Origin of the sequence: Rhodococcus sp. JS3073 (assembly GCF_026810085.1) — a bacterium.
GTDB classification, from domain to species: Bacteria; Actinomycetota; Actinomycetes; order Mycobacteriales; family Mycobacteriaceae; genus Rhodococcus_F; species Rhodococcus_F wratislaviensis.
Genome location: NZ_CP113951.1, coordinates 4,310,179 through 4,337,048, shown reverse-complemented (window position 1 = coordinate 4,337,048; position 26,870 = coordinate 4,310,179). Strand labels below are relative to the sequence as shown.

Genomic DNA, 26,870 nt, shown 5'->3' with positions numbered 1-26,870 from the left:
GCGCCAGGGTCATATACTCAGTGCATGTCCCGCAGATGGCCCGAGTTCCCCGTTCTCGAGTTGCTCGTGGGCGTCGACGACCACGGAAGCCTCAGCGCTGCCGCCAGACTCGCCGGAATGGCGCAGCCGAACGCGAGTCGCGCCATCAAGCAACTCGAGCGCCAGTTCGGCATGACGCTGCTGCAGCGCAGCCCCACGGGCTCGATACTGACACCGCAGGGAACCGTGATCGCGCACTGGGCGCGCCGGGTGCTCTCCGATACGCGCCGGCTTCTCGACGTGGCCGAGGGACTGCGCGCGGAACGCGCCGCCGAGTTGACGGTGGGTGCCAGCATGACGGTCGCGGAACACCTGATGCCGGGGTGGCTGGGGCAGTTTCGCCGTTTGCACTCCGACGTGACCATTCACCTGCAGGTGCACAACTCGACTCAGGTGTTCGAGCGGATCAACAGCAGGATCTGCGACGTCGGGTTCGTCGAATCGCCGACGGTGCCTCGACCGTTGAAGAGTCTCACGGTCGCGCATGACCGGTTGGTCGTCGTCGTTCACCCCACCCATCCGTGGGCACGGCGACGGAAGGCGCTGTCCGTCGCCGAGTTGGCGCTGACACCGCTCCTGGTCCGCGAGCCGGGATCCGGCACGCGGACCACGCTCGACGTGGCACTGCAGGAATACGACCGGGCGGCACCGCTCCTCGAACTCGGGAGCGCCGCCGCGATTCGCACCAGCGTGCTGGCCGGGGTCGGTCCCGCGGTGATGAGCACCCTCGCGGTGGCGGAGCAGGTCGGTGCCGGCGAGCTGAAGGTGATCGACGTCGACGGTCTCGAGCTCGACAGGGTGCTGCGGGCCGTGTGGCGGGGCGCGCGTCAGCTCGACGGTCCCGCAGGCGAACTGGTGCGTCTGGTCCGCCGGGTCGGTGCCGAACCGTGAGCGGCTGTCACCCGAGAATGCAGGTCGCCGCACCGGCGGCGATCACCAGGACGATGACCGCGGAACGAAACACCCCCGGCGGAAGTCGGCGGGCGATCGCCAGCCCGGTGACGTTGCCGATCAGCGCGGCGGCGACGAAGACCGGGAGTCGCGGCCAGAACATCGATTCCGTGATCTCGTCGTGGAACCACAGGACACCGAGCGCCATCACGTTCGCGACGATGAAATAGCCTGCGAGATCGGCGATGAATGCCATCGGTGGCAACCGCGCTCGCATCAGCAACAGGACCGGTGGCGGTCCGTTGAGCGACGTCGTCGTTCCGAGGTAGCCACCCACGGAACCGGTGAGGACGTGCGCGGTCGTGGAGGGCACACGTGTGGCCTCCGCCCGGTTGGGGAGCGCCATCGCAAGCCCGCACAGCATCACCACAACTCCCGCTGCCGGCTTCAGATACTGCTCCGGCAGCAGACCGAGGGTGACCGCGCCCAGCCAGGCGCCGGGCAGACTGCCACCGCCGAGCAGCGCCACCCGTCCCCAAGTGATGTGTTCTCGCAACTGATACGCGGCGCCGATTCGCGTGATCAGGCCCGCCACCAGATTGACGAACACCACTTCGGGAACGGCGAAGCCGACCATCAGCATCACCGGCGTCGCGATCAATGCCGTCCCGAACCCGGTGGCGCCGCCGATGACGGACGCGATGCCGATGCACAGGGCGCCGATGAGGAGCATCGTCATCGCGACTCCCTTCCCGATCCGGTGGTACGTTCCCGTGCAGGTCTGATGTTCAGGTGGCCAAAGATTGGACTGCGCTCACCAGAGCCATCAGTTCGATGTCGCTGCCCGTGCACCCTCGGGACAGGTCGTTCCACGGTGCGGCCAGGCCTTGCAGGATGGGACCCAAGGCTATTGCACCCCCGAGCCGCTGAGCAATTTTGTACCCGATGTTGCCGGCATCGAGATTGGGAAAGACCAACACGTTCGCCCGGCCGGCGACCCGCGAACCGGGCGCCTTGGACGCGCCGATCTCGGCGACCAGCGCGGCATCGAATTGCAGGTCACCGTCCACGTGCAATTGCGGGTCCCGGACGCGCACCAGTTCCGCGGCCTCGCGGACCTTCTCCACGCGGGGGTGGCTGGCGCTGCCCTGGGTGCTGAACGACAGCATCGCCGCGATCGGGGTCTGCTCGGTGAGCTGGAAGTGGGTGGCGCTGGCGGCCAGCGCGATGTCGACCAGTTCCTCGACCGTGGGGTCGGGTACGACGGCGCAATCGGAGAACGTCAACTGCCTGCCGTCCGACAGCAACATCAGGAACGAGCTCGACAGGATGCTCGAACCCGGCGCGAGACCGACGATGCGCAGTCCGGCCCTCAGCACGTCGGACGTCGGCCTGCTCGCACCCGCGACGCAGGCGTCGACCACTCCGGCGCGCAGTGCCGCTGCGGCGAGGCACACCGGGTCGGACAGCGCCGACTCGATCCGGTCGGGGTACCTGGCGAATCCCGATTCGACGGCGTCACGGATCGCGGGGTCGGCAGCCGCCTCGGCGACGTCGACGACGAGTTCCTCGGCCAGCGGGATACCCGCGGCCTCGGCGATGCGCCGGATGACGTCCCGCCGCCCGAACAGCCGCGGGGACACGACACATTTGTGGTGCAGATGGTGGGCCGCACGGATCGCGCGTTCGTCTTCTCCGTCCGCGAGACCGACGACGCGGTTCTCCCCACGCAGGGTGGCGATCCAGTGCTCGATCAGCGACGAATCATTCAGTCGTGCAGCGTCGGTGGGTGGTACAGCGGTGACGCCCGGGGCCATGGCCTCGCACTCCCATCACTACGAAGAAGGGTGGCGGTCGTCGATCTCGACGACCGCCACCCGCTGGAAATCGGGGAACGTGTCGTTCCCTACGGCTGGATTGCCTTTTCGATGTCGGTGAGCATGCTGTCGATGCCGTGGAGCAGTTCCGAGAGCACCTCGTCGTCGGCGACGAGGGGCGGCGAGATCATCAGCATCGTGGCACCACGGTCGTCGCCACGGAGAATCACCTTGGTGCGGGCGAACGCCTCCGGCAGTACCTTGCGCAACACCGTCAGCGATTCCTGCTCGGTGAACTCGCGGCCGCTGTCGCTGTCGGCCATCAATTCGATCGCGTAGAAGAATCCGGTGCCGCGCACGTCCTTGACGCAGCGGTGCGCGCTCATCAGCGAGTCGAGTGCCGACTTCAACTTCGGGCCGCGCGCGGTGACGTTGCCCAGCACGTTCTCGTCGCGCATCGCGGTGATGTTCGCGACCGCCACCGCCGTCGACACCGGGTGTCCGCCCCACGTCGCGCCGTGTGTGAACACGCCGCCCTTGGGCGAGTCGTAGAGCTCGCGAACCAGCTGCTCACGCACGATCAGGCCGCCGAGCGGGGCGTATCCGGAGGTGGAACCCTTCGCGAACGTGATCATGTCGGGAACCACACCGGTCAGCCCGTGCCCGAACCAGTGTCCGAGGCGGCCGAACGAGCAGATCACCTCGTCGGAGACCAGCAGGATCCCGTGCTTGTCGCACAGCGCGCGCAGCGCGGGCCAGTATCCGTCCGGCGGGACCAGGGCGCCGCGCCCGTTCTGAACCGGCTCGGCGAACACGGCGGCGATGGTCTCGGCGCCCTCTTCCTCGATGACGGCTTCGATCGCGGCGATGCAGTCGAGCTCGTTCGCCGGGCCGCAGTCGCCGAGGTAACCGAGGGTGTTGGGTACGGAGCGGACCCCGGGCAGCAGCGGACCGAACGGGTCTTTGATCTTGGGCAGCTGCGTCACCGAGAGCGCACCGAGAGTGGTTCCGTGGTAGGCCATCTCGCGGCTGATGATCTTGGTGCGCTGCGGGTTGCCCTGGCTGCGGTGGTACTGCCGGGCGAACTTGACGGCCGTCTCCACGGCTTCGGATCCCGAGTTGACGAAGAAGGTCGTCCCGAGATCGCCGGGAGCCAGGTCGGCGATGAGCGCGGACGCCTCGATCGCGGGAATGTGGGCGCTGCCCCAGTTGGACGCGTACGCCAGCGTTCCGATCTGCTCGCTCGCCGCCTTGGCGATGTCGTCGCGGCCGTGACCGATGTTCACGCAGAACAGGCCTGCCAGACCGTCGAGGAAACGGTCCCCCTCGGTGTCGATCAGATAGCTTCCCTCGCCACGAACGAACACCGGGAAGTCGCTTTCCCAGGTGTCCTTACGGGTGAAATGAGGTCCGAGGTGCCGGCGGGCCCGTGCTCGCAATTCGGTGACGTCCACGACCATCTCCTTCGTTGTCGAATGGCTGTGATCCACAACATACCGACGGGGCAGACCGCAGGTCAGGGCCAGAAGAGCGATATTCGATGGGTCCAGTCTGGTCCCCGCAGACGGCGCTCAACTGGTCCTTCTGGTCCCATGCCAGAGTGATCCAGACTTCGGTATCGCTCGGGCACCACGGCGTGTGGTCGGAGCGGCGAACAGCCCCAGCTAACGGAGGTCTCACATGAGGATCGGTATCCCCAAGGAAGTCAAGAACCACGAGTACCGGGTGGCGGCCACTCCCGCCGGCGTCCACGAAATGGTCGCCCACGGGCACGACGTGTTCGTGGAACGCGGTGCGGGGGAAGGCTCGTCGATCGGCAACGACGCCTACGGTGCCGCCGGCGCGAAGATCCTCGACTCCGCCGATGCGGTGTGGCAGAGCGCGGAACTGCTGCTCAAGGTCAAGGAGCCCATCGCCGAGGAATACCACCGGATGCGTTCGGACCTCACGTTGTTCACCTACCTGCACCTCGCTGCGGGTGAAGAGTGCACCCGGGCACTGCTCGCCGCCGGAACCAATTCCGTTGCGTACGAGACCGTTCAGCTTCCCGACGGTTCGCTGCCGCTGCTGTTCCCGATGAGTGAGGTCGCCGGCCGGCTCGCACCGCTCGTCGGTGCGCAGGCGCTCATGCGACCGGAGGGTGGCCGAGGCGTACTGATCGGCGGCGTGTCCGGTGTGTCCCCGGCTCGCGTCGTCGTGATCGGTGCCGGCGTATCGGGCATGAATGCCGTCGCCGTCGCCGCAGGCACCTGGGCCGACGTCGTCCTGTTCGACAAGAACGTCGACAAGCTGCGCGCCGCCGACCGGATGTACCAGGGCCGGATCCGCACCCTCGCCGCGAACGCCTACTCGATCGAGCAGGAAGTCATGCAGGCCGATCTCGTGATCGGTGCCGTGCTCGTCCCGGGCGCCAAGGCACCGAAGATCATCTCGAACTCGCTGGTCTCGCGGATGAAGCCGGGCAGCGTCCTCGTCGACATCGCGATCGACCAGGGTGGTTGCTTCGAGGATTCGCGTCCCACCACCCACGCGGAGCCCACGTTCAAGGTTCACGACTCGGTGTTCTACTGCGTGGCGAACATGCCGGGAGCGGTGCCCCACACATCGACGTACGCACTCACCAACGTGACCTTGCCGTACACCCTGCAGATCGCCGAGAAGGGCCTCGCCCGCGCGGCCAGGGACAATGCCGCACTCCGCGCCGGAGTCAGCACCGTCGCCGGGCGCCTGACGAACGATGCCGTCGGTGCCGCACTCGGGATCGAGTCGGTCAGCGTCGACGACGCGCTCAACCTGGTTTGATTTCGCCGCCGGCCCGGCATACTGAGAAGTGCTCGTTCGAGAACTTCTCGGCGTGCCGGGTCGGCCTACATCTGGCCACTCTTGGATCCACAGGAGGCGATGCGTGCCGAGAACACTGATCGAGGTCGACCGCAACTCCGCCGAACCGCTCTACCGCCAGGTTCGACGGGCGATCGAACACGGCATCGCCAACGGACTGTTCGATCCGCGCCACCGCCTTCCGAGTTCGCGTGAACTCGCGGTCGATCTCGCGATCTCACGGAACACGATCAACCTGGCGTATCAGGAACTGATCGCCGAGGGACTCGTTCAAAGCCACCAGCGCTCGGGCATGTTCGTGAATCCCGACATGATCGAGACGCTTGCATCGGACGCCCGCGCGACCATTCCGCGCATCGACTGGTCGTCCCGCATCCGGCGTTACCCCGATGCCGACGTCCCGCACATCGAGAAGAACGTCGACTGGCACAGCTATCCGTACCCGTTCCTGGCCGGGCAGATCGACATCCGCAGCTTCCCCGCCCGCGCGTGGGTGCGCTGTCTCCGCGACGCGCTGTATCAACCCCACGCCTACGCGAGTCTCCAGGACAGCGTCGGTGCGGACGACCCGATGCTGATCGACATGATCCGCCAGCATCTGCTGCCCTCGCGCGGCATCGAGGCGAGCGCGGACGAGGTTCTGGTGACGGTCGGTTCCCAGCAGGGGCTGGACCTCGTCGGCCGGGTGCTGCTCGGACCCGAAGATCGGGTTGCCATCGAAAACCCCGGCTATCTCGATGCGCGACACATCTTCCTGCGCACCGGCGCCCAGGTGTACGGCATCGACGTCGACGACCGCGGCCTGCGCCCGCCGGAGACTCTGCGCGGCACGGACCTGATGTATCTGACACCGAGCCATCACCATCCGACCAACGCGACGCTCGGCATCGACCGTCGTCAGCGTCTGCTGCAGCTGGCCGCGGAGTCCGGCACCGTGATCGTTGAGGACGACTACGACAGCGAGTTCCGCTATCACGGCAGCCCCAGCCCTGCGCTGAAGGCGCTCGATTCCAGCGGCGACGCCGTGTATCTCGGCACGTTCTCGAAGTTCCTGGCCCCGGGTCTGCGTCTGGGCTACCTCGTCGGACCTGCGGACCTGGTGCGCGAACTGCGGAAGGCCCGGCGGTACGTGCTCCGTCATCCACCGGGCCACCAGCAACGGGCCCTGGCCATGCTCATCGACAGCGGGGAGTATCACCGCGCACTGCGCCATCACCGCACCCAGATGAAACACAAATGGGAACGGCTGTGTGCGGCCGTCGACAAGTACCTCCCGTGGCCGCAGGAGCCGTATCCGCCCGGTGGCGTCAGCTTGTGGATGACCGGTCCGGAGAACCTCGACTGCCGGGTGCTCGTGCGCGAGGCGGAGGCCCGCGGTGTGCTCATCGAGCGGGGCGACATCTTCTTCACGCAGCCGGTCCCGCCCCGCAACCACTTCCGCATCGGCTACGGGGCGATCCCGCTGCGTTCCATCGAAGAAGGCATCGCGCTCCTCGGCCAGGCGTGCCAGGCGAGTTTCCGCCGGTAGCGGGAACCCGCCCTCGCCTGATCGGCGGGGACGGGTTCCAGTTCCGTTTCAGCTGAAGCACTTACGTTCGGGCTACCGCATGTCCGCCGACTCTCCGTCGATCATGACCATGGTGGGACGGGGTATTTCGGTGGTGCCGTCGGCGAGATCTCCGAGGTTGCCGTCGAGCGCCACCAGGTCCGCACGACGGCCCGCCGTCAAGGTGCCGACACGGGTCTCGTCGTGGACCAGGTACGCGCTGTCGACGGTCATGGCACGGATCGCGCGATCCACTCCGATCCGCTGGTTCCCGCCGAGCACGGTGCCGCCCCTCGTCATCCTGGTGACCGCGGTTCTGATGGTCGCGAGCGGATCCATCGGGGTGATCGGGCAGTCCGAATGCAGTCCGAATCGCAGCCCCAACTCGTCGGCGCAGGCGAGGGGATCCATCTCGGCGGCGCGCTCGGCACCGAGGAACCGGTCGCGGTGGCGGTCGCCCCAGTAGAAGATGTGATTGACGAAGAAACTCACCCCGAGTTCGGCTTCCCGGATGGCGGCGAGGTCGCTCGGTGCGCTCACCTGGCAGTGTTCGATGCGGTGCCGTCCCACCCGGCCGTCGGTGGCTTGCGCCCTCCTCAGCGAGGTGATCGCGGCGCCGACCGCCGCGTCGCCGTTGGCGTGCACGGCGACCTGGCCGCCCGCACGATGCACCCGCAGGATCATCTCGTCGAGCTGCGCCTGAGGGTAGAGCAGGTCGCCGTGATGACTGGGGTCGCACGCGTACGGCGTGCGGAGTGCGGCGGACAGCCCCTGGATCGACCCGTCGGCCCAGAACTTCGCGCCGGCCAGCCGGAAGCGTGCGCCGGCCGCGGGTGCGTGCTCGAACGTGACTCCCCGGTCGTCGAGGGCCTCGAGCGCCATGTCACCGCGCAGGAACCCGACGACGTGCACCGGTAGCTCACCCGAGGCGTCCAGCGAGCGGTAGGCGGTCAGCTCCTGCTCGCCCGCCGAGAGACCCACCCCGAGATCGTGGATGGTGGTGATGCCCCGCGACCGCGCCGACAGCAGGCTGCGAAGCAGGGCGCCGTTGACCTCCTGCTCGGTCAGCGCGGGAACCGCCGCGGTGAGCCTGGCCACCGCATCGATTTCCCACGCCATCCCGGTCAGACGACCGTCGGCGCCGCGAGGGAACAGCGGGTCGTCCACCGGCACCGTGGATTCGTCGATGCCTGCCGCCGCGAGTGCGGCGGTGTTGGCGACGGCGAAGTGCCCGCAGATGTGCAGCACGATGACCGGCCGCTCGGTGCTGACGGCGTCGAGATCCGTCCGGGTCGGATGCCGTCCCTCGGCGATCTGGGTGTCGTCGTAACCCCACCCCCTGATCCATCCGCTGCCGGTGGCCGCGGCACGCAACGCCCGCTGGATGTCGGCGATCGACCGGCACGGTGGTGTCCGGCAGTCCGCCCAGCCGTCGGTGAGGCCGGCATAGGTGGGGTGGATGTGCGATTCGATCAGTCCCGGGATAACCGTGGCACCGGGCAGGTCGAGGCGGCGGGCCCCGATGCCGGCGTAGTCGGCCATGTCCTTCCTGGTGCCGGTGGCGACCACGTCGGCTCCGTCGATGACCAGCGCTTCGACGGTCGGCGACGACGGGTCCTGGGTGTGGATCGAATCGGCGGTGAGCAGTGTCCTGGACATCAGGCACCCACTTCGCTGCGTGCGGCCACGGATCCCGCGGCGGTGCCGGACGTTCGGCCGTCGGAGCGAAGGCCACGGACGGGATCGGTGGGTGGCCAGAACACCCGCGTCGACACCACGAACAGGATGTTGAGGACGAGGGCGGCCGCGCCGAGGTTGACACCGTGCTCGGCGAGCCACACGGACACGGGGCCGTGCTTGTCGAGATACAGCCACAGCACCACGACGTCGCCGAGCACCACACCCATGGCGAGGGCAGCGGGACGCAGTTTCCATCCGAAGACCATCGTCGCGAAGACCACCGCGGCCTGGGTGACGCCGTAGTACGCCGTGTTGACCAGGGTGAGCAGGAGCTGAGGTGTCGCGAGGGTGAGTAGGAGCGAGATCCCGAGGTACGCCACGACGACTCCGCGCACCCAGACCCGTTGGCGGGATTCCGGGATCCCGGGAATGATGTTGCGCGACACGATCGCGCCGATTCCGAGGGCCGCGCCGCACAGCACCACGATCGCGCAGAGGGCCGCGCCGCCTGCGACGACGCCGGTCAGCCAGTCGGGCAACAGTTGCCGCGACAACTGCAGGAGCACCTGGTCGGATTCCGTGCCCTCGAGCTTGGTGGGCAGCAGCGTGATCGCCCCGAAGGCGGCGGCGACGAGGAACGGGTACATGAGCATGTACAGAGGATTGAACTTGGCGACCCGCTTGATCGTCGCCTCGGACTTCGCCGCGAGCACGGCCTGCACGATGATCGGGAAGATGAAGAATCCGACCGATTGGAACACGATCGTCGTCAGGACGAACGTCAGTGACGAGCCGGTGACCGTGGAGTGTGAGGCCGCGCCGCCACCACTGGCTGCCGCCGCGGCGAACAGCTTCTCGGTACCACCGGTCTCGATCACTGCCGCCAGTCCGATCAGGACGGCGCCGAGCAACAGGGCGGTGTCCTTGACGTACGACACGAATGCGGGGGCGCGCACCCCGGACAACATGAGGAACAGCAGCGCGAGGGCTGCGCCTGCGAATACCGCGACGGTGGGGTCGATGGAGATGCCCAGACCGGTCAGCGCGATCTGCAGTCCCGCGAGCTGAAGCTGGCCCCACGGGATGAGGAATACGACCGAAGCGATGGCGATCGTCAATTCCAGCCCACGCGACCGGAAGTGGCGCCCGGCCACATCGGGCAACGTCATGGCGCCGTATCTCTTGCCCGCGCGCCAGAGGTAGGGCGCGAAGAAGTATCCGATCGGGTAGGCAAGCAGGATGTACCCTATGAACCAGACGCCGTAGCTCGCCCCGTGCGCGTACACGCCGCCGGGGAACCCGATCAGGGTGCCGATGCTGTACGCCTCGCCCGCTCCCAGGATGAACACCAGCAGCGGACCGAACGACCGGCCACCCACGAGGTAATCGGAGATCTCCTTCTTGCTGCCGCGCCGCGACAGCACGCCTGCCCCGAGGGCGAGGACGAGCACCAGGGTGAAGAAGGCCGCGGTCATGATTCTCCGATCCGAGCGCTCGCAGCGGCTGACTCGGCGCGCTCGGCAGCTTCGAAGTCCTTACGGTCGAATAGCTTCCAGGCAAGATGGAGGCACAGCGAGGTGAGCGGCATCCACAGGAACAACCACGCGAACAGGATGGGGACTCCGAAGACCGTGGCCGTGGATCCGGACAGCGCGACGATGCCGCCCAGAACGCCGGCGAACGGGACACCTATCGCGAGTAAGGCGCTTTTTGCCTCGTTGGACATGATTGTTTTGTCTCCTATTCCGACTGCGTCCACCGGCGTCGCGGGTTGGGTCCGGTGCCGGTCGACGTGCACTCTGGCACTAGTGTGGTCTGAATCACTCCCCTCGGGCCATGGGCGAATCCCGGAAAACGCCGAGGCGGTTCGTGAATTTCACGGGAGTGTGGAATGCGAGGGAGAGGGTGCCCGAGGCCGTGGGTGAAGACACGATCCAGCGGTTGTGCCGGCAGGTCTCGGAGGAGATCGAGTCGGTAACCGACCGGGCGGTGGGTCAGATCCGCGCCGAGCTGCAGTCGTACGCCGCCGTTCCGATCGACGAGCAGCGCGGATACATCAGTCGCCAGCTCGCGGCGACGTTGCGCGCCCTCGCGGAGAGCGAACCTCTCGCCGACGACGTCCTCGAGCGTTCGCGTCAGCTCGGCAGGCGCCGGGCCATGCAGGGGTTGCCGCTGTCCGACGTCATCGAGACGTACCACATCGCGTCCCGCGAATTGTGGAACACGATGGTGGCCACAGCCGCCGAGCCGACGACCGACCTGCTGCGCGCAGGCGGCATGATGTGGGACCTCGTCCACACCGCGACCAGCGCGGTCGCCGTCGGACACACCGACGCGACCCGAAGCGAACAGGCCATCCGCGCGGGGGTGCGTTACCGGTTCTTCGAGTCCCTCGCGAGGTCGGTCGACGGCGACCACCGTGATGTGCGCGAGCTGGCAGAGGCACTGGGTTTCACCGCGCAGCACGAGTTCCAAGCGGTGTGCGTCGCCGCGGAGGAGTGGTCGGAAGCGCAGCTCGAGCGCCTGCAACGCACCCTGGACACGATCCCGGGCACCACTCAATGCAGCGGGCACGGCGCCGTCATCATCGCCCTGAGCCAGCGCGCACCGGTCGACGACATCATCCGCGAGGTACGTCTCGGCCACCCGGGGACCACGGTCGGAGTCGGATTGGGCCGCCCCGGCCTGGCCGGCGCGGCGATGAGCATCACGGACGCGCGACGGGTCCTGCAGTTGGCCTCGCCTACCGGTGAGGTGGTCCGTTTCGCCGACGAATGGGTTGCCGCCACCCTGGCAGACCATCGCGACGAGCTCGCCACGCTGCTGGAGCCGGGTGTCGCGGTCGCCGCGGACCATCCGCACCTCGTCGAGGCGGTATTGGCGTTCGCCCGCAACGAGTTCTCCATCAGCGCGGCCGGGCGGGACATCCACCTGCATGCGAACTCGATCACCTACCGGCTCGACCGCTGGCAGCAGCTGACCGGCTGGGATCCCCGGACTCTCGACGGCCTGCAGCGGTCGGTGTCGAGTCTGAGTCTGTTCCAGCGTGATTCGGGCGATTCGGGTTCCCGGGAAACGCGGTCAGCGCAACGCCACCTGCACGAGGACGGCGGCGCCGAGGAAGCCGAGTAGCCACAGCACCCGTTGCCGGACCTGCTGGGCGGTGGTGCGGTCGAACAGCCATTTCCCCGCGGCGGCGCCGAACATGCAGAGCGGCACGAACAGGGCGATCTGCGCGAGGACGGGCACGGTGAGCAGACCACCGGCGGCCGACCCCGCGGCGCCGAACGCGTCGATGACGAGGAAGAACACGACGAGCGACGCGCGGCCGGCCGCGACGTGGGAGGACGCGGAGAAGTACATCAGGACGGCGGGCGGGCCACCGAGGGCGAAGCCGCCGTTGAGGAGACCGGACGCCACTCCCGTCACGGTGGTCACCCCGGGGCCGGGCAGCGACTCCCGGTCGGGGACGGCGGCCATGGCGACGGCGGAGCCGATGATCGCGACACCCAGCAGCACGCGCACCAGGTCACCGGACAGCTGCGTGAGCGCCCACATCCCCAGCGGCATACCGATCAGGGTGCCGGCGAACAACCAGCGCAACGACTTCCAGTGCACCTGCCGCCACACCTGGGGCAGCATCGCGGCGCTCGCGACGACCTCGAGGACGAACACGGTGGGAATCACCGACGTCGGCGGGAGCAGCACGACGAGTCCCGCGACCCACACCATCGCGCCACCGAACCCCCCGAAACCGCGGACGACACCGCCGGCCACCACGACGCCGAGCGCGAAGAGGAGGGCAGGCAACGACAGATCCCACACCGTTGCCGCCATACCCTGTTGCACCGCTTTCGTTCGCCGTTGTCTCCGTCAGAAGTGTGGGGGTCGCGGCGGCGAAGCGACAGGTCCAGACGACGTCGAATCGTCGGTACCAGGAACGCACGGGACGTGGCCCCCGGCGTCTGCTGCGCCGGGGGCCACGTGCTCGCAGGGAGCGGACTACACGTAGTCCTTGTACTTGTCGAGCAGGCGAACCGGCTTCGACAGCGCGTCGCGGCGGAAGGGATCGCCGAGTTCGCGGGTGCACATGATCTCGATGACCGTCGTCTTGCCCTCGTTCATCTGTGCGGCGACCGCGCGCTGCAGTGCGGGACCGACCTCTTCGAGCTTGTCCACGACGATGCCCTCGGCACCCATCGCCTGTGCGATCCCGGCGAAGGACTCGCTTTCGAGCTCTCCGGCGACGAAGCGGCGGTTGTAGAAGTCGACCTGGTTCTTCTTCTCCGCACCCCACTGCCGGTTGTGGAAGACGACGGCGGTGACCGGGATGTCGTGCCGGACAGCCGTCATGATCTCGCCCAGGCTCATGCCCCAGGCGCCGTCGCCTGCGTATGCGATGGCGGGCCGTTCGGGTGCCGCGGCCTTCGCGCCGATGATGGTCGGCAGCGCGTAACCGCAGTTGCCGAAGCTCATCGGGGCGAGGAAGCTGCGCGGCTTCTCGAACCGGAGGTAGCTGTTGGCGACGGAGTTGATGTTGCCGATGTCGGTGGAGACCATCACGTCTTCCGGCATCGCCTTCTCCAGCTCACGCAGCACCTGGCGCGGGTGCAGCCAGTTGCCGTCCTCGCCTTCCTGTTCGGCGATCATGTCGAGGCTGAACGCATCGCGCTCGTGCGTCCACTCGTCGAGTTCCTTCTCCCACGCGGCCTTCTCGGCGTCGATCTTCTCGCTCCGTGCCGCACGGTTGGCGTCGCAGACGAGGGCCTTGCCCTCGAGCCGCTCGGTGAGCGCGACGGCGGCGGCCTTCGCGTCGCCGCAGATTCCGACGGAGATCTTCTTGACCAGGCCGAGCATCTTGTGGTCCGCGTCGATCTGGATGATCTTGGCATTCTTCGGCCAGTAGTCCATGCCGTGCTGCGGCAGAGTCCCGAAGGGGCCGAGGCGGGTGCCGAGAGCGAGCACCACGTCCGCCTGGCTGATCAGCTTCATCGCGGCCTTGGAACCCTGGTAGCCGAGCGGTCCGGTCCACAGCGGGTGGCTGGCGGGGAACGAGTCGTTGTGCAGGTAGCTGTTGACGACGGGGGCGCCGAGACGCTCGGCGAGTGCCTTGCACTCGTCGACACCGTCGGCCATCACCACGCCGCCACCGGACACGATCACCGGGAACTCGGCCTGTGCCAGCAGTTCTGCCGCCTCGTTCAGGCTCTTCTCGCCGCCGGGACCGCGGTCGAGGCGGGTGGGCTGCGGGATCTCCGTCTCGATCTCACCGTAGAAGTAGTCGCGCGGAATGTTGAGCTGCGTCGGGCCCATCTCGGACATCGCGCGGTCGAAACAGCGGCCCGTGAACTCGGCCATGCGCTTCGGGTTGTTGACGTGCCCCTGGTACTTCGTGAACTCCTGGAACATCGGCAGCTGGTTGGCTTCCTGGAAGCCGCCCAGGCCCGTTCCCATGGTGCCGGCCTCGGGGGTGACGATGACAACGGGGCTGTGCGCCCAGAACGCGGCAGCGATCGCGGTGACGCAGTTGCTGATACCCGGACCGTTCTGCCCGATCACCATGCCGTGGCGCCCGCTGACCCGCGCATATCCGTCGGCCATGTGTCCCGCGCCCTGCTCGTGCACGACGGGGACCAGTCGAATCCCGGCGGGAGCGAAGATGTCCATCGCATCCATGAAGGCGGATCCCATGATGCCGAACATGTCGGTGACGCCGTTGGCGACCATCGTCTCGACGAACGCCTCCGACGGTGTCATCTTCTGTACACCGGAGACAGCGGTGCGATCGGCACCGTTCTTCTTCTTGCTCATGTGTGATCCTCCTTCAAGGGCGCGCCGGAACCGGCAGAGAATGTCAAAAATCGGAACGTTTCGTTCGTGATTTTGTGATCTGCAGTGACAGTAGGCCACGTCACACACTTCGTCAATGAATGTTCCTAAAACTGGAACGGGATGTATGATTTTTCGATACACGATGCGAATGCGTCGCCGTTCGGCCAAGGAGGAACCGTGGGTGAGATTCACCGGATCGACGAGTCGAACGGACACCCGACTACGGAGCTACCCGGGGACACACCGACGCTCCGCCTGTTCGCACTGCTCGAGATGATCGCGTCCAAGGACCAGCTGTTCACGTTGCAGGGGCTCGTCGAAGAGACGGGCATGGCCAAGCCGACCCTGCACCGCATGCTCCAGCAGCTCGAGGGAGCCGGCCTCCTCACCCGGCAGAACAACGGCAGGCATTACGGCACCGGTGTGCGCCTGCGACGCTTCGCCGAGAATCTGCTGCTCAACGACACCCACCACGGCGCCCGACACGCCATCCTCCGAAACCTCGTCGCGGAACTCGGCGAGAGCTGCAACGTGACCACCCTGTCGGGTAGCGAAGTGGTGTATCTCGACCGCGTGGAAACCTCAGAGCCCCTTCGGTTCACCCTCCATGCGGGATCGCGGGTGCCTGCGCACTGCTCGGCCAGCGGCAAGATGATCCTGTCGCAGCTCAGCCCCGCCCAGCGCCGGCGACTTCTCGGGCGGATGCCGCTCGAGAGGTACACCAACAAGACGGTCACCGACGTCGAGCTGATCGAGACCGAACTCAAGCAGGTCCGCCGCGACGGTTACGCCATCGACGACGAAGAGTTCCTTCCCGGCCTCGTGTGCGCCGCGGTGCTCGTCCCTTGTGCCACAGGTAATTCCAATCTCTGCATCGCAGTCCAGGCCCCGGTCATGCGACTCACCCCCGACAAGGCGCTCAAGCTTCTGCCCGCGTTGCGGCGGGCGGCCGACGCCATCGGTGAGATCGAGAACGAGGTCACGGACGACGGATCGCCAGACCTGAACTGAAGGAGGGCGCATGCCCGAAATGACCACTGCGGCACCCAGCCACGTGCTGTCCGCACGCGAGCTGTTCGGACTCGACACCGACCTGACGGTGCGCGCCTTCCGCGAACCGGTCGACCACGTCCCCGACATCGACCCCGCGTACCGGTTCGATCACGCGGTGACGACGGCCCTGCTCGCCGGGTTCGGCCGTAACCGCCGGGTGATGGTGCAGGGTCTGCACGGCACCGGAAAGTCCACGCACATCGAGCAGGTCGCGGCGCGGCTCAACTGGCCGTGTGTGCGGGTCAACCTCGACGGACATCTCAGCCGGCTGGACCTCATCGGTCGCGACGCGGTGGTCCTGCGAGACGGCAAGCAGGTCACCGAATTCCAGGAAGGCATCCTCCCCTGGGCACTGCAGCGACCGGTCGCCCTCATCCTCGACGAGTACGACGCCGGCCGGCCCGATGTCATGTTCGTCATCCAGCGTCTCCTCGAGCGCGACGGGAAACTCACCCTGCTCGACCAGAACAGGGTTCTGACTCCCCATCCGGCCTTCCGGTTGTTCGCCACGGCCAACACCGTCGGTCTGGGCAATCTCAACGGCTTGTATCACGGCGTGCAGCGGCTCAATCACGCGCAGATCGATCGCTGGAACATCGTCGCGACGCTCGATCACCTCCCCGCGGAACAGGAGATCGAGATCGTGTCCGCGCGGGTGCCGTCGCTGAGCCGGGAGCTCATCGGGTCGATGGTGGCCGTGGCCAATCTGACGCGCAGCGGGTTTCGAGTCGGTGACCTGTCGACGCTGATGTCGCCGCGCACGGTGATCACCTGGGCCGAGAACATCGAAATCTTCCACGACCCCGCCCTGGCATTCCGGTTGTCGTTCGTCAACAAGTGCGACGAGGCCGAGCGACCCGTGGTCGCCGAGTACTTCCAGCGATGCTTCGACTCGGAACCGGAGCGGTCGGCGATGCTCGCGACGAGCACGGCGTGAGCGGGCAGTCATGACAGAACTGCCCGTGCGCCCCGCGTCGGTTCGGCATCGACAGGAGGTTCACGAACTCTGTGCCGGCACGATCCGCGCCCTCGCGGGGCAGGCCGAGTTGCACTTTCGCGGACCGGAACTCCATCGCGGACATCGGCGCGTACCGATGCCCGCCCCACACCTGCACCCGTCCTTCGACGGCGCCGACTTCGCGTCCTTCCGAGGCGCGGCGGACGGCATGGCGTCGCGCCTCCTCCACACCGACCCCGCCCTGCATCGCAGCCTGTGCCCGGACGACACGGCGGGTCGGCTGATCTTCGAGATCCTGGAACAGTTCCGCGTCGAGTCGCTGGCCGCCGACGCGTGGAGCGGCGTGCGCGCCAACCTCGCCCACCGCTTCGCGCAGTGGTCGCAGGATTACGTGGCGTCCGGGCTGACCGAGACCGTGCACGGGATGCTGCTGTTCACGGTGACGCAGATGTGCCGGGCCCGGATCACCGCCGAGCCCATACCCGAGGCCACCGAGGACCTGATCGAATCGACCCGGTTCGCGCTCGCCTCCGTTCTCGGCGGCCACCTGCCGTTGCTGCGTCGAACCCGTTTCTCGCAAAACGACTTCGGGGGTCACGCCCAGGCAGTCGCCGAGCTGATCGGCCGTCACCTGGAGCCGCCCACCGACACGGACGGGTCGGGCGACGACCGGCGCGACGGCCGGGCGGCGTTCTCCCTCCTGTTCGACTTCGACCCCGACGACGAGACCTTCACGACCGCGGTGTCGGGACGCAGTCGCGCGCTGGGGGAGTGCGGAGACGGGTACCGCGTGTTCACCCGCGCGTACGACGAGACCCGACAGATCGCGTCCCTCGTCCGGCCCGAACTGCTCCAGGACTACCGACGACGGCTGGACCTCACCATCGACACGCAGCGCCTCGACGTCCGAAAACTCGGACGGCAGCTGAAGGCCCTGCTCTCGAAACCGGTCCCCGACGGGTGGGACGGCGGCCGGGAGGAGGGATACATCGACGGTCGCCGGCTCGCCCAGTTGGTCACCTCGCCCACCGAGCGCAGACTCTTCCGGGCCGAACGCACCGAGCCGCAGACCGACACGACGGTCACCTTTCTCATCGACTGCTCGGGTTCTATGAAGGAGTTCGGTGAACCGGTTGCGGTCCTGGTCGACGTGTTCGCCCGGGCACTCGAACTGGCCGACGCCCGGTGCGAGATCCTGGGTTTCACGACCGCCGCATGGAACGGGGGACGAGCCCGCCGAGACTGGCTCCGGTCCGGCCGTCCGCGCAACCCGGGACGCCTCAACGAAGTCCGGCAGCTGGTGTTCAAGGACGCCGAGACTTCGTGGCGCCGAGCCCGTCCCGCGATCGCGGGGCTGCTGAAGAACGACCTGTTCAAAGAGGGCGTCGACGGTGAGGCCGTCGACTGGGCATGCTCCCGGATGCGGGGCACCCAGGGCAGGCGGCTCCTGTTCGTGATCTCGGACGGAAGCCCACTGGACGGCGCCACCGCGCTGGCCAACGACGAGTTCTACCTGGACCACCACCTGCAGGTCGTGGTCGAGCGACACGAGGACGAGCGGGCCGTCGAGGTGTACGGACTGGGGGTCGGGCTGGACCTGAGCCCGTACTACGACCGCTGCCGGACGCTCGATCTGTCGCGCGGTACCAACAGCGACGTCATTGCCGACGTGCTGTCGATGATCGCCCACTGACAGCCATCACCTGTCAGTGGCTCAACAGTGAAGGAGTCACACCCATGACCGAACACGGGGTTTCCCTGGTTACCTTGGACATTGCCGGAACGAGCGTCGACGAGGGCGGCGCCGTGTACGTCGCGTTGCGCGACACCGTCGAGAAGCATCTCGGCGAGCCGATTCCGGACGATCGGTTCGATCGATGGAAGGGCACGGGCAAGCGGCAGGCCATCGAGGGACTGCTGCGGGTGAGCGGGGTGCCGGCCGAGAAGAATGTTCTCGACGCCGTCGAATCGAATTTCACCGCAATGCTTCTGGCTGCGTACCGGGCGACGCCGCCCACCGCACTGCCCGGGGTTCACGACGCATTCGGTACGTTGCGCCAGCGCGGCATCAAGATCGTGCTCCAGACCGGCTATTCACGTGAGATCGCGGAACCGCTGCTCGAGCAGGTCGGGTGGGAGATCGGGCGGGACATCGACGGTGTGATCACGAGCGATCAGGTGCGGATGAGCAGGCCGTCGCCCTATCTCATCTTCCGCGCCATGGAACTCGCCGGAGTGCAGAGCGTCGACGAGGTGCTCGTCGGCGGCGACACCCCGAACGATCTCCGGGCCGGGACGAACGCTGGGGCGCGGTACGTGGTCGGTGTCCTGACCGGTGCCCACGACGCGGCGACGCTGCGTCCGGAGCCCCACACGCACATCCTGGAGAGCGCAGCGAAGCTCCCCGAACTACTGGGCTGAACGAAACAACTGTGGGCCGGTTCTGCCGCACGACAGCAGAACCGGCCCACAGTGTTTCGGACGAGCAGTGTTTCGGACGAGCAGTGTTTCGGACGAGCAGAGTTCAGTACGTCACCAGCCGCGTTCGGCGAGCCGGTGCGGGACGGGGATGTCGTCGACGTTGATCCCGACCATCGCCTCACCCAGCCCGCGGGACACCTTCGCCAGCACGTCCGGGTCGTCGAAGAACGTGGTCGCCTTCACGATCGCCGCGGCCCGCTCGGCCGGGTTACCGGACTTGAAGATGCCCGACCCGACGAACACACCCTCCGCACCGAGCTGCATCATCATCGCCGCATCCGCCGGGGTCGCGATACCACCGGCGGTGAACATCGTGACCGGCAACTTCCCGGCCTTCGCGACCTCGACGACCAGGTCGTACGGCGCCTGCAGCTCCTTCGCCGCCACATACAGCTCGTCCTCGCTCAGCGAGGTCAACCGGCGGATCTCCCCACCGATCGTCCGCATGTGCGTAGTCGCGTTGGACACGTCACCGGTACCGGCCTCACCCTTGGACCGGATCATCGCCGCACCCTCGGTGATCCGGCGCAGCGCCTCACCGAGATTGGTGGCACCACAGACGAACGGAACCGTGAACTGCCACTTATCGATGTGGTTCGCGTAATCGGCCGGGGTCAGCACCTCGGACTCGTCGACGTAGTCGACCCCGAGGGACTGCAGGATCTGCGCCTCCACGAAGTGCCCGATCCGGGCCTTGGCCATCACCGGGATCGACACCGCGGAGATGATGCCGTCGATCATGTCCGGATCGCTCATCCGGGACACCCCACCCTGCGCGCGGATGTCCGCGGGCACCCGCTCGAGCGCCATCACCGCGACCGCACCGGCATCCTCGGCGATCTTCGCCTGATCGGGTGTGACTACGTCCATGATGACCCCGCCCTTCAACATCTCGGCCATGCCACGCTTGACGCGGGCCGTACCGACGGCGGAAGTGTTCACGAGTGTCTCCTCTGGTGACGATGGGGGTTCGGCTTCTGTTGTGCCGCGGCCAGCAGTTCGATGTCCGAGCCGCCGAGCGTCTCCACGGACTCGATGCGCTTCTCGGCCTCCGCGACCGACTCGTCCGCGGAACCGATCGGTGGAGCACCGGACAGTGATTCGTCGTCGCGACCGCCCTTGCCGAGCAACTTCCGCACCTCGTAGCTGATCAGGATGACGATCAACGTCAGACCGCTCATGAGGAACTGGGAGCGGGTGGTCGGCAGGAACGCCATCGCGAGGATGACGGTGGCCATCAGGGCGATGGTGGCGTAGCTGAGCCACGGGAACAACCACATCCGGAGTTGCAGTGCGGCAGGGTCTTCACGCTCGAGTCTCCGGCGGAGGACCACCTGGGAGATGGCGATCAGGAGGTAGACGAAGAGCGCGACGGCGCCGTACGAGTTGACGAGGAAGCCGAAGACGACGTCGCCCCACACGTAGGTGCAGGCGACGGACACGTATCCGACGGTGGTGCCGAGCAGGATCGCACGTCGGGGCACGCCGTTCCGGGACAGCGTCGTGAAGAACTTCGGGGCGTCACCGTTGCGGGTGAGCGCGAACAACATTCGGGACGTGGTGTACAGCGCCGAGTTGAGGCAGGACAGGACGGCCGTGAGGACGATGAAGTTCATGATCGTCGCGACACCGGGAATTCCGAGGACCTCGAGCACCGCGGCGTACGGGCTCACCCCCACGCTTTCGGTGTTCCACGGTTGGATCGTGACGACCACGAGAATCGAACCGACGTAGAACGTCACGATCCGGACCACGATCGACCGCATGGCGTGGGCGACAGCACGCTTCGGCTCCTCCGACTCGGCCGCCGCGATCGTCACGATCTCGGCTCCCGTGTAGAAGGCCACGCAGGGGACGACCGCGGCGAGCACCGCACCCCAGCCGAGCGGGGTGAAGCCGCCGTGGTTCACGAGGTTGCCGAGTCCGGGCGTCGAGTCGGGCCACAGCCCGGTGATCCAGAGGGCGCCCATCCCGAGAAACAGAACGATCGCCACGACCTTGATCGACGAGAACCAGTACTCGAACTCGCCGTAGGAGCGGGCAGACACCATGTTGGTGGCGGTCAGCAGGAGCATCAGGCCCAGGCTCAGGAGCCACAGCGGGATCATCGGCAGCCAGAGTTGCAAGATCCGGCCGCCGGCGATGGCTTCGACCGCGACGACGATGACGAAGAAGTACCAGTACATCCAGCCCGTCGCGAACCCGGCGCGACGCCCCAGGGCCTGGCGAGCGTAGACGTAGAACGATCCGACCACCGGCCGGGCCACCGCCATCTCCGCCAGCATCCGCATGATCAGCAACGTGATGATGCCTGCGATGAGGAAGGAGATGATGGCGCCGGGACCGGCGCCGCCGATGACGACACCGCTGCCCACGAAGAGACCGGCGCCGATCACCCCACCCAGGGCGATGAGATTCATGTGCCTGCGTTTCAGGCCCTTGCCGAGACCTGAACTGTCGGTATGTCCGGGAGCAGTACTGTCCACATTTCCTCCAGAAGGCGCTGCGAGGGGCCCTCGCCTGACAGACCTCGTCGGTCGTACGTCGATGCGGGCACCCACCGGTTCAGCGACTAAATTATGTGTGATCCACATCACTTATTCGAGTGTTCACCTCACACTACGACTGGTGCCGGAGCTCGCCCAGAGCCAGTTGCCTCGCAAGCGTAGGGGCCAGTTCGACAGCGGAATCGCCGCCGGGGAATGCGTTCTGACCTGGGATGACAGCGATCTTCACGAAGAGGGCGGCGTGCGCATGGCCCGGCGGCGCGGTTTCACGGCACATCTGGAACCCCCGACTGCGGTGTGCACCCGGGAGACCCCGAGAACACCCATACCCTGTGACCAGTGGTAACGAACTGGTCCTCAGACGTGCCGTCGAACTGGCACTGTGCTGCCCACCAGACCCTCCATACAGTGTTGTGCATCACATCAACAGTTCAGTTCGCGGTGGATCGTCTCCCGTATCTCCGCCGGCACTGTTCTCCGTTCCAACCGCCGACGATCCGACCCCGGATCGCGATGGCGACCTGACGATTCCGGTCAGCGCACAGTGGAGGAAAACGTGACTTCAACACCACCCCCGGTCCAATCCCAGGACTCCGGCCTCGGAAAGGGCCTGAAGAAACGGCACATGAACCTCATCGCCCTGGGCGGCGTGATCGGTGCCGGATTGTTCGTCGGCAGCGGCGTCGTCATCGAGAGCGCAGGCCCGGCGGCGATCGTGTCGTTTCTCATCGCGGGGGTCATCACACTCCTGATCATGCGGATGCTGGCGGAGATGGCGGTGGCCCGGCCGGTGGTCGGCTCGTTCTACGTGTACGCCAGGGAAGCGCTCGGCAATCGCGCCGGCTTCTCGGTCGGCTGGATGTACTGGTATTTCTTCGTCATCGTCGTCGCGGTCGAAGCCATCGCCGGCGGCCGAATACTCCAGCTCTACCTCCCGTCCGCGCCGCTGTGGATCCTCAGCCTCGGCCTTCTCGTGATCCTGACCTGCACAAATCTCGCGTCAGCACGTTCGTTCGGCGAATTCGAATACTGGTTCTCGTCGATCAAGGTGATCGCGATCGTCCTCTTCCTCGGGTTGGGCGCACTGTGGATCACCGGTCTGTGGCCGGACTCGACCCCCGGAGTGGCGAACCTCGTCAGCCACGGCGGATTCGCTCCGCTCGGCTGGGGCGCAGTGCTCGCCGCGGTCGTCCCCTGCGTGGCCTTCTTCACCGGTGCCGAGATCGTGACCATCGCAGCGGCCGAATCCGCGGAACCCAAGAAGGCGGTCGCCCGGGCGATGCGCTCCATCGTGGTCCGGATCATCACCTTCTACGTCGGTTCCATCTTCGTGGTCGTCGCGGTGGTGCCGTGGAGCACGGAGGCCGTCGGAGTCAGCCCCTACGCCGCAGCGCTCTCCGCCCTGCACATTCCCGGGGTCGCCACGATCATGAACGTCGTCATCCTCACCGCGGTCCTGTCCTGCCTGAACTCGGCGCTGTACACCTCCTCGCGGATGCTGTTCGCCCTCACCCGCAACGGCGACGCCCCGCACATGTTCACCCGCCTGTCCGGCGGTGGTGTGCCCCGGCGCGCGATCCTCGCCGGAACGGTGATCGGCTATGCGTCGGTGATCGCGGCGTTCGTCTCCCCGGATCTCGTGTTCTCGTTCCTGGTCAACTCGTACGGCGCCGTGGCGCTCTTCGTCTACCTCATGATCGCGATCTCCCAGGTCGCGCTCCGCAGGAAACTGGAGGCTCGAGATCCCGAGGCCCTCAGCCTGAAGATGTGGCTGTTCCCCTGGCTCAGCTACGCGACCATCGCCCTGATGGGAGCCGTGATCGCCGCGATGGCCGTTCTCCCCACCACCCGTTCGCAGTTCTGGCTGAGTGTGGTGACTCTGGCCTTCATCCTGATCGGGTACGAGTTCCGCCGACGCAGCCGGACCAACGCCGAACGCCTCGACACCGTCACGGCGCCCGCGGAATCGCCCGCCGACGGTTCCGACGCGGAACAACTCGTCGGGGTCGTCACCCCCGAGCAGCACTGATCTCGAACCGCAGCACGAGATACGCCGCGACGGCGAGCCCGAACCCCACGGTGCTCATACGCCGGATCCGCGGCGTTCTCGGCGTTCTCGGCGCTGAGCAACTTCTCACGATGGTCCGCGGGCACTTCGGGGTCAGCCCCAGCTGTTGGCGGGCTCAGCGGACAACCGACCGCGGCTAGCCCCGGGCACCGGCCTGTTCCGTGACCCAGGCCGCGATCTGCGTTCGGGAGGAGAATCCGAGTTTCGCGAGAATGTGTTCGACGTGGCCCTGCGCAGTGCGTTGGGAGATCACGAGGCGGGCGGCGATCGCCTTGTTGGTCAGGCCCCGGGCGACCAGGTCTGCGACCTGGCGTTCACGTGTGGTCAGAGCCGTAGCGGGATCGACGCGCGGCGGTGCGACCGGTGCAGGTTCGCCCAGGGCGTAGGACACGGCGGCGTCGAAACTCAGCGCCTCGCCCTCGTGAGAGGCAGCCGTGAAGGGCCGTTGACCCAGTGCGCGGCGCGTGATGAGCTCGCATTCCTCATGAGATCCGGTCAAGTTCGGGATCTGAAGAGTGGAGGTGCCCACGCGCCGTCGTAGTACCTCAGCGGCGGCCATCAGGACTGCGGCACGGTGGAAATCCTTCTCGGAGGACGAGATCCAGGCAAGAATCTCGATGCACCAGGTGGCCCCCAACGGATCGTCGACCAGGCGGGCCAGCTCGAGTCCCTTCCGCAGCAGCATCACGGCGCGATCGCGGTCACCCTTTCTCCACATCACCAGGCCCAGGGTCAGGGACGAGCGTCCGCAGGTCACCGATTCGCCATGGGATTCGGCAATCCGGATCGCCTCTTCGAGGCACGCGGTGGCGTCCTCGGTGTGCCCGAGTACCTCGTGGGCCAACCCGATCCCGTGCAAGGCCGTGATGTGCGCAAGGAGGTTGTTCCCGCCGCGCAGGACTGTCAGGGCCTCGGTGTACGAGCGCACGGCGCGATCCGGATTGCCGCTGTGCAGCGCGTGAGCTGCGGTGGCGTGATGCATGAGTGCGCGATCGAGGGCACTTCCCCGGCTCTCGGCCAGCGCACGCCCTCGATCTATCAGCGCAGCTGCCCGCTCCAGATCTTCGTGTCGGGTGGCGAGAACACCGGCCGAATACAGTGCCTTCACTCGGAGCGCGGTGTCGTGTTCATCCTGGAACGCCAGCGCGCGGTCGAGCCAGCGGCGGCCTTCGCGGAGCCGTCCACGGGAGAGCCAGAACGGAAACAGAGCAGTGGCGATCTCCAGCCCCGCGTCGGCCGAGGACTCATCGGCCTGGGACAGGCTGAACTCCATCGCTTCGCGCAGGTTGGGTTGTTCTCGGTCGAGGCGAGCGAGCCAGACGACCTGTCGGTGGCTGATCCACCCGGACTCAGCGTCGAGGGCAAGCTGCCGATACCAGCTACGGTGCCGTCGTCGGATCTCCGACAAGGTGCCGGCCTGCTCGAGCTTGTCCCGGCCGTAGTCACGCAGCGTTTCGAGCATCCGAAAACGCACAACAGCCCTCGCCTCCTCGCGGATGAGGATCGACTTGTCCACCAGCGACGCAATGAGATCGAGCAGACCGCCTGGTTCCGCGTCGTCCGCGTACACCCATTCGGCGGCTTCGAGTTCGAAGCTGCCGGCGAAGACCGACAGCTGGGCCCAGAGCTGCTGTTCTGCCGGGAGGCACAGGTCGTAGCTCCAGTCGATGCTCCAACGCAAGGTCTGCTGACGTGTTGGCGCACTCCGACTCCCGCGGGTCAGCAGCTCGTACCGGTTGGTCAACCGTTGCAGGATCTGTTCCGGCGACATGGTGCGCAGTCGGGCCGCCGCCAATTCGATGGCCAGGGGCAGACCGTCCAGCCGGATGCAGATTCGGGCGACGGCGTCGGCGTTGTCCTCGGTGACCTCGAAGCCGGGCACCGTGGTGGCGGCGCGTTCGGCGAACAACGTCACCGCGTCGTAGCTGGGCAGGCCCTTCAGTGTGGGTTCCTTGTCCGAATCCGGAACTGTCAAGGGGCGCACTCGGAGTGCGGATTCTCCGGCGACGTCCAGGGTTTCGCGACTTGTTGCGAGAACCCGCAGACCGGGGCAGGTCCGCAGTAGCGTCTGCGCCAGGTCCGCCGCAGCGTCCACTACCTGCTCGCAGTTGTCGAGCACCAGCAGCATTTCCCGTGTACGCAGGAATTCCACGAGGGTGTGCAAAGGTTTCGGTGAGCGGTGGCGTAATCCCAACTCGGTCGCCAGAAAAAAAAGGGGGGGGGGGGGGGGGGGGGGGGGGGGGGGGGGGGGGGGGGGGGGGGGGGAGGGAGGGGGGGGGGAGGGGGGGGGGGAGGGGGGGGGGGGGGGGGGGCGGGGGGGGGGGGGGGGGGGGGGGGGGGGGGGGAGGGGGGGGGGGGGGGGGGGGGGGAGGGGGGGGGGGCAAAACCAAGGGGGGGGGGGGGGGCGGGGGGGGGGCGGGAGGGGGGGGGGGGGGGGGGGGGGGGGGGGGGGGGGGGGGGGGGGGGGGGGGGGGGGGGGGGGGTGGGGGGGGGGGGGGGGGGGGGGGGGGGGGGGGGGGGGGGGGGGGGGGGGGGGGGGGGGGGGGGGGGGGGGGGGTGGTGGGGGGGGGGGATTGGGGGAAGGGGGGGGGGGGGGGGGGGGGGGGGGGGAGGGGGGTGGGGGGGGGGGGGTGTGGGGGGTAGGGGGGGGGGGGGGTTAGGAGAAATTATTATGAAGAATGATAAATTGGATAATAAATTAGAATAAAGTTGAAAATAGGGGAAATAAAGTGAAATAAGGGGAGGGAATAAAATAAGAGAAAGATTGTATAAGTAAAGGGTTATAAGAAAGAATGAAAGGAAAAAATTATATAGAGATTTGAAATATTGAAAGAGTAAAATGGGTTATGGAGTTGAGGTGAAAAGAGTAGAGAGAAGAGGGAGAAGAAGGGAGGATAATTTAGAGATATGTGGTGTAAGATGTTAGTGGGAAGGGTTAGATAAAATATAAAGATTAATAAAAGTTGAAAGTAATAAGAGTGGATAATAGAAATAGAATGAGTTTAAGGAGGATATATGAAAGGAGGGGAGTGGTGAAAAAGCTAAAGTAAAATAAGATAAAAGAAAGGAAGAGTTAGAAGATGAAATAATAGACGATATCATAGTAAGAAACATGAAGTTTATAATAGTAGTAGAGAGAGAATAAGGTTAATAAAGT

General features: G+C 66.6%; 20 protein-coding genes. 9 read left to right on the top strand and 11 right to left on the bottom strand.

The genetic code is table 11. The annotated features are described in order from the left end of the window. Nucleotides 1-24: 24 nt before the first annotated feature. Entirely contained in the window at nt 25-930 is a 906-nt protein-coding gene (locus OYT95_RS19740) for a LysR family transcriptional regulator (RefSeq protein ID WP_037230330.1), read from the top strand. 7 nt (nt 931-937) lie between these two features. On the opposite strand, the gene OYT95_RS19735 is transcribed toward OYT95_RS19740, so the two are convergent. The 3 genes from OYT95_RS19735 to OYT95_RS19725 form a co-directional block, all read right to left on the bottom strand. After that, on the bottom strand, nt 938-1,669 hold the full coding sequence (locus OYT95_RS19735) for a sulfite exporter TauE/SafE family protein (RefSeq protein ID WP_037230332.1): 732 nt from the start codon (nt 1,667-1,669) through the stop codon (nt 938-940). A gap of 49 nt (nt 1,670-1,718) precedes the next feature. Then, entirely contained in the window at nt 1,719-2,747 is a 1,029-nt protein-coding gene (locus OYT95_RS19730; protein WP_037230334.1) for a phosphotransacetylase, read from the bottom strand. 89 nt (nt 2,748-2,836) lie between these two features. Then, nucleotides 2,837-4,207 (bottom strand): aspartate aminotransferase family protein, encoded by a 1,371-nt coding sequence (locus OYT95_RS19725; RefSeq protein WP_174233809.1) that lies wholly within the window; start codon nt 4,205-4,207, stop codon nt 2,837-2,839. Nucleotides 4,208-4,427: 220 nt separating this feature from the next. Here OYT95_RS19725 and ald point away from each other — a divergent pair, with 220 nt between their 5' ends. Next, complete coding sequence (gene ald / locus OYT95_RS19720; protein WP_268788742.1) at nt 4,428-5,549, top strand: alanine dehydrogenase; 1,122 nt, start codon at nt 4,428-4,430, stop codon at nt 5,547-5,549. A 103-nt stretch (nt 5,550-5,652) separates the two neighbouring features. Beyond that, the gene (gene pdxR, locus OYT95_RS19715) at nt 5,653-7,116 is read left to right on the top strand and encodes a MocR-like pyridoxine biosynthesis transcription factor PdxR (protein ID WP_268788741.1); all 1,464 of its coding nucleotides are present in this window, start codon (nt 5,653-5,655) and stop codon (nt 7,114-7,116) included. A gap of 72 nt (nt 7,117-7,188) precedes the next feature. Here the strand turns inward: pdxR and OYT95_RS19710 are convergent, their stop codons facing one another. From OYT95_RS19710 to OYT95_RS19700, 3 genes are read right to left on the bottom strand one after another with little or no spacing between them, the layout of a single operon-like run. Next, nucleotides 7,189-8,793 (bottom strand): amidohydrolase, encoded by a 1,605-nt coding sequence (locus OYT95_RS19710; protein WP_268788740.1) that lies wholly within the window; start codon nt 8,791-8,793, stop codon nt 7,189-7,191. Further along, nucleotides 8,793-10,289, bottom strand: coding sequence for a sodium:solute symporter family protein (locus tag OYT95_RS19705; RefSeq protein ID WP_037230342.1), 1,497 nt, complete (start codon nt 10,287-10,289; stop codon nt 8,793-8,795). The genes OYT95_RS19710 and OYT95_RS19705 overlap by 1 nt, the downstream gene beginning before the upstream one ends. Next, nucleotides 10,286-10,540 (bottom strand): DUF3311 domain-containing protein, encoded by a 255-nt coding sequence (locus tag OYT95_RS19700; RefSeq protein WP_268788739.1) that lies wholly within the window; start codon nt 10,538-10,540, stop codon nt 10,286-10,288. Before OYT95_RS19700 ends, OYT95_RS19705 begins: the two co-directional genes overlap by 4 nt. Nucleotides 10,541-10,719: 179 nt before the next feature. Between OYT95_RS19700 and OYT95_RS19695 the strand changes: the two genes are divergently transcribed. Then, complete coding sequence (locus tag OYT95_RS19695; protein ID WP_128640567.1) at nt 10,720-11,946, top strand: PucR family transcriptional regulator; 1,227 nt, start codon at nt 10,720-10,722, stop codon at nt 11,944-11,946. Here the strand turns inward: OYT95_RS19695 and OYT95_RS19690 are convergent. Next, nucleotides 11,896-12,651: a sulfite exporter TauE/SafE family protein gene (locus OYT95_RS19690; protein WP_128640566.1), complete on the bottom strand. Its 756-nt coding sequence runs from the start codon at nt 12,649-12,651 to the stop codon at nt 11,896-11,898. The genes OYT95_RS19695 and OYT95_RS19690 overlap by 51 nt on opposite strands. 165 nt (nt 12,652-12,816) lie before the next feature. Further along, the gene (gene xsc, locus OYT95_RS19685) at nt 12,817-14,625 is read right to left on the bottom strand and encodes a sulfoacetaldehyde acetyltransferase (protein WP_037230350.1); all 1,809 of its coding nucleotides are present in this window, start codon (nt 14,623-14,625) and stop codon (nt 12,817-12,819) included. Nucleotides 14,626-14,823: 198 nt separating this feature from the next. Here xsc and OYT95_RS19680 point away from each other — a divergent pair, with 198 nt between their 5' ends. The 4 genes from OYT95_RS19680 to OYT95_RS19665 are packed head-to-tail and all read left to right on the top strand — an operon-like array spanning nt 14,824 to nt 19,078. Beyond that, complete coding sequence (locus OYT95_RS19680; protein WP_052033030.1) at nt 14,824-15,657, top strand: IclR family transcriptional regulator; 834 nt, start codon at nt 14,824-14,826, stop codon at nt 15,655-15,657. Between the two features lie 10 nt (nt 15,658-15,667). Then, nucleotides 15,668-16,636, top strand: a complete 969-nt coding sequence (locus tag OYT95_RS19675) for an AAA family ATPase (protein WP_128640565.1) — start codon at nt 15,668-15,670, stop codon at nt 16,634-16,636. 10 nt (nt 16,637-16,646) lie between these two features. Then, a complete protein-coding gene (locus OYT95_RS19670) occupies nt 16,647-18,350 on the top strand; it encodes a cobaltochelatase CobT-related protein (RefSeq protein WP_268788736.1) in 1,704 nt (567 codons plus the stop codon). Between the two features lie 44 nt (nt 18,351-18,394). Next, complete coding sequence (locus OYT95_RS19665; protein WP_128640563.1) at nt 18,395-19,078, top strand: phosphonatase-like hydrolase; 684 nt, start codon at nt 18,395-18,397, stop codon at nt 19,076-19,078. A 111-nt stretch (nt 19,079-19,189) separates the two neighbouring features. Here the strand turns inward: OYT95_RS19665 and pdxS are convergent, their stop codons facing one another. Then, complete coding sequence (gene pdxS, locus OYT95_RS19660; protein WP_043944028.1) at nt 19,190-20,038, bottom strand: pyridoxal 5'-phosphate synthase lyase subunit PdxS; 849 nt, start codon at nt 20,036-20,038, stop codon at nt 19,190-19,192. Between the two features lie 38 nt (nt 20,039-20,076). Further along, entirely contained in the window at nt 20,077-21,624 is a 1,548-nt protein-coding gene (locus OYT95_RS19655) for an amino acid permease (RefSeq protein WP_112300029.1), read from the bottom strand. A gap of 646 nt (nt 21,625-22,270) precedes the next feature. Between OYT95_RS19655 and OYT95_RS19650 the strand changes: the two genes are divergently transcribed. Then, nucleotides 22,271-23,674: an amino acid permease gene (locus OYT95_RS19650; protein ID WP_235214755.1), complete on the top strand. Its 1,404-nt coding sequence runs from the start codon at nt 22,271-22,273 to the stop codon at nt 23,672-23,674. A gap of 175 nt (nt 23,675-23,849) precedes the next feature. Here OYT95_RS19650 and OYT95_RS19645 read toward each other — a convergent pair whose 3' ends face one another. Beyond that, entirely contained in the window at nt 23,850-25,865 is a 2,016-nt protein-coding gene (locus tag OYT95_RS19645; protein WP_268788735.1) for an ATP-binding protein, read from the bottom strand. Nucleotides 25,866-26,870: the final 1,005 nt, after the last annotated feature.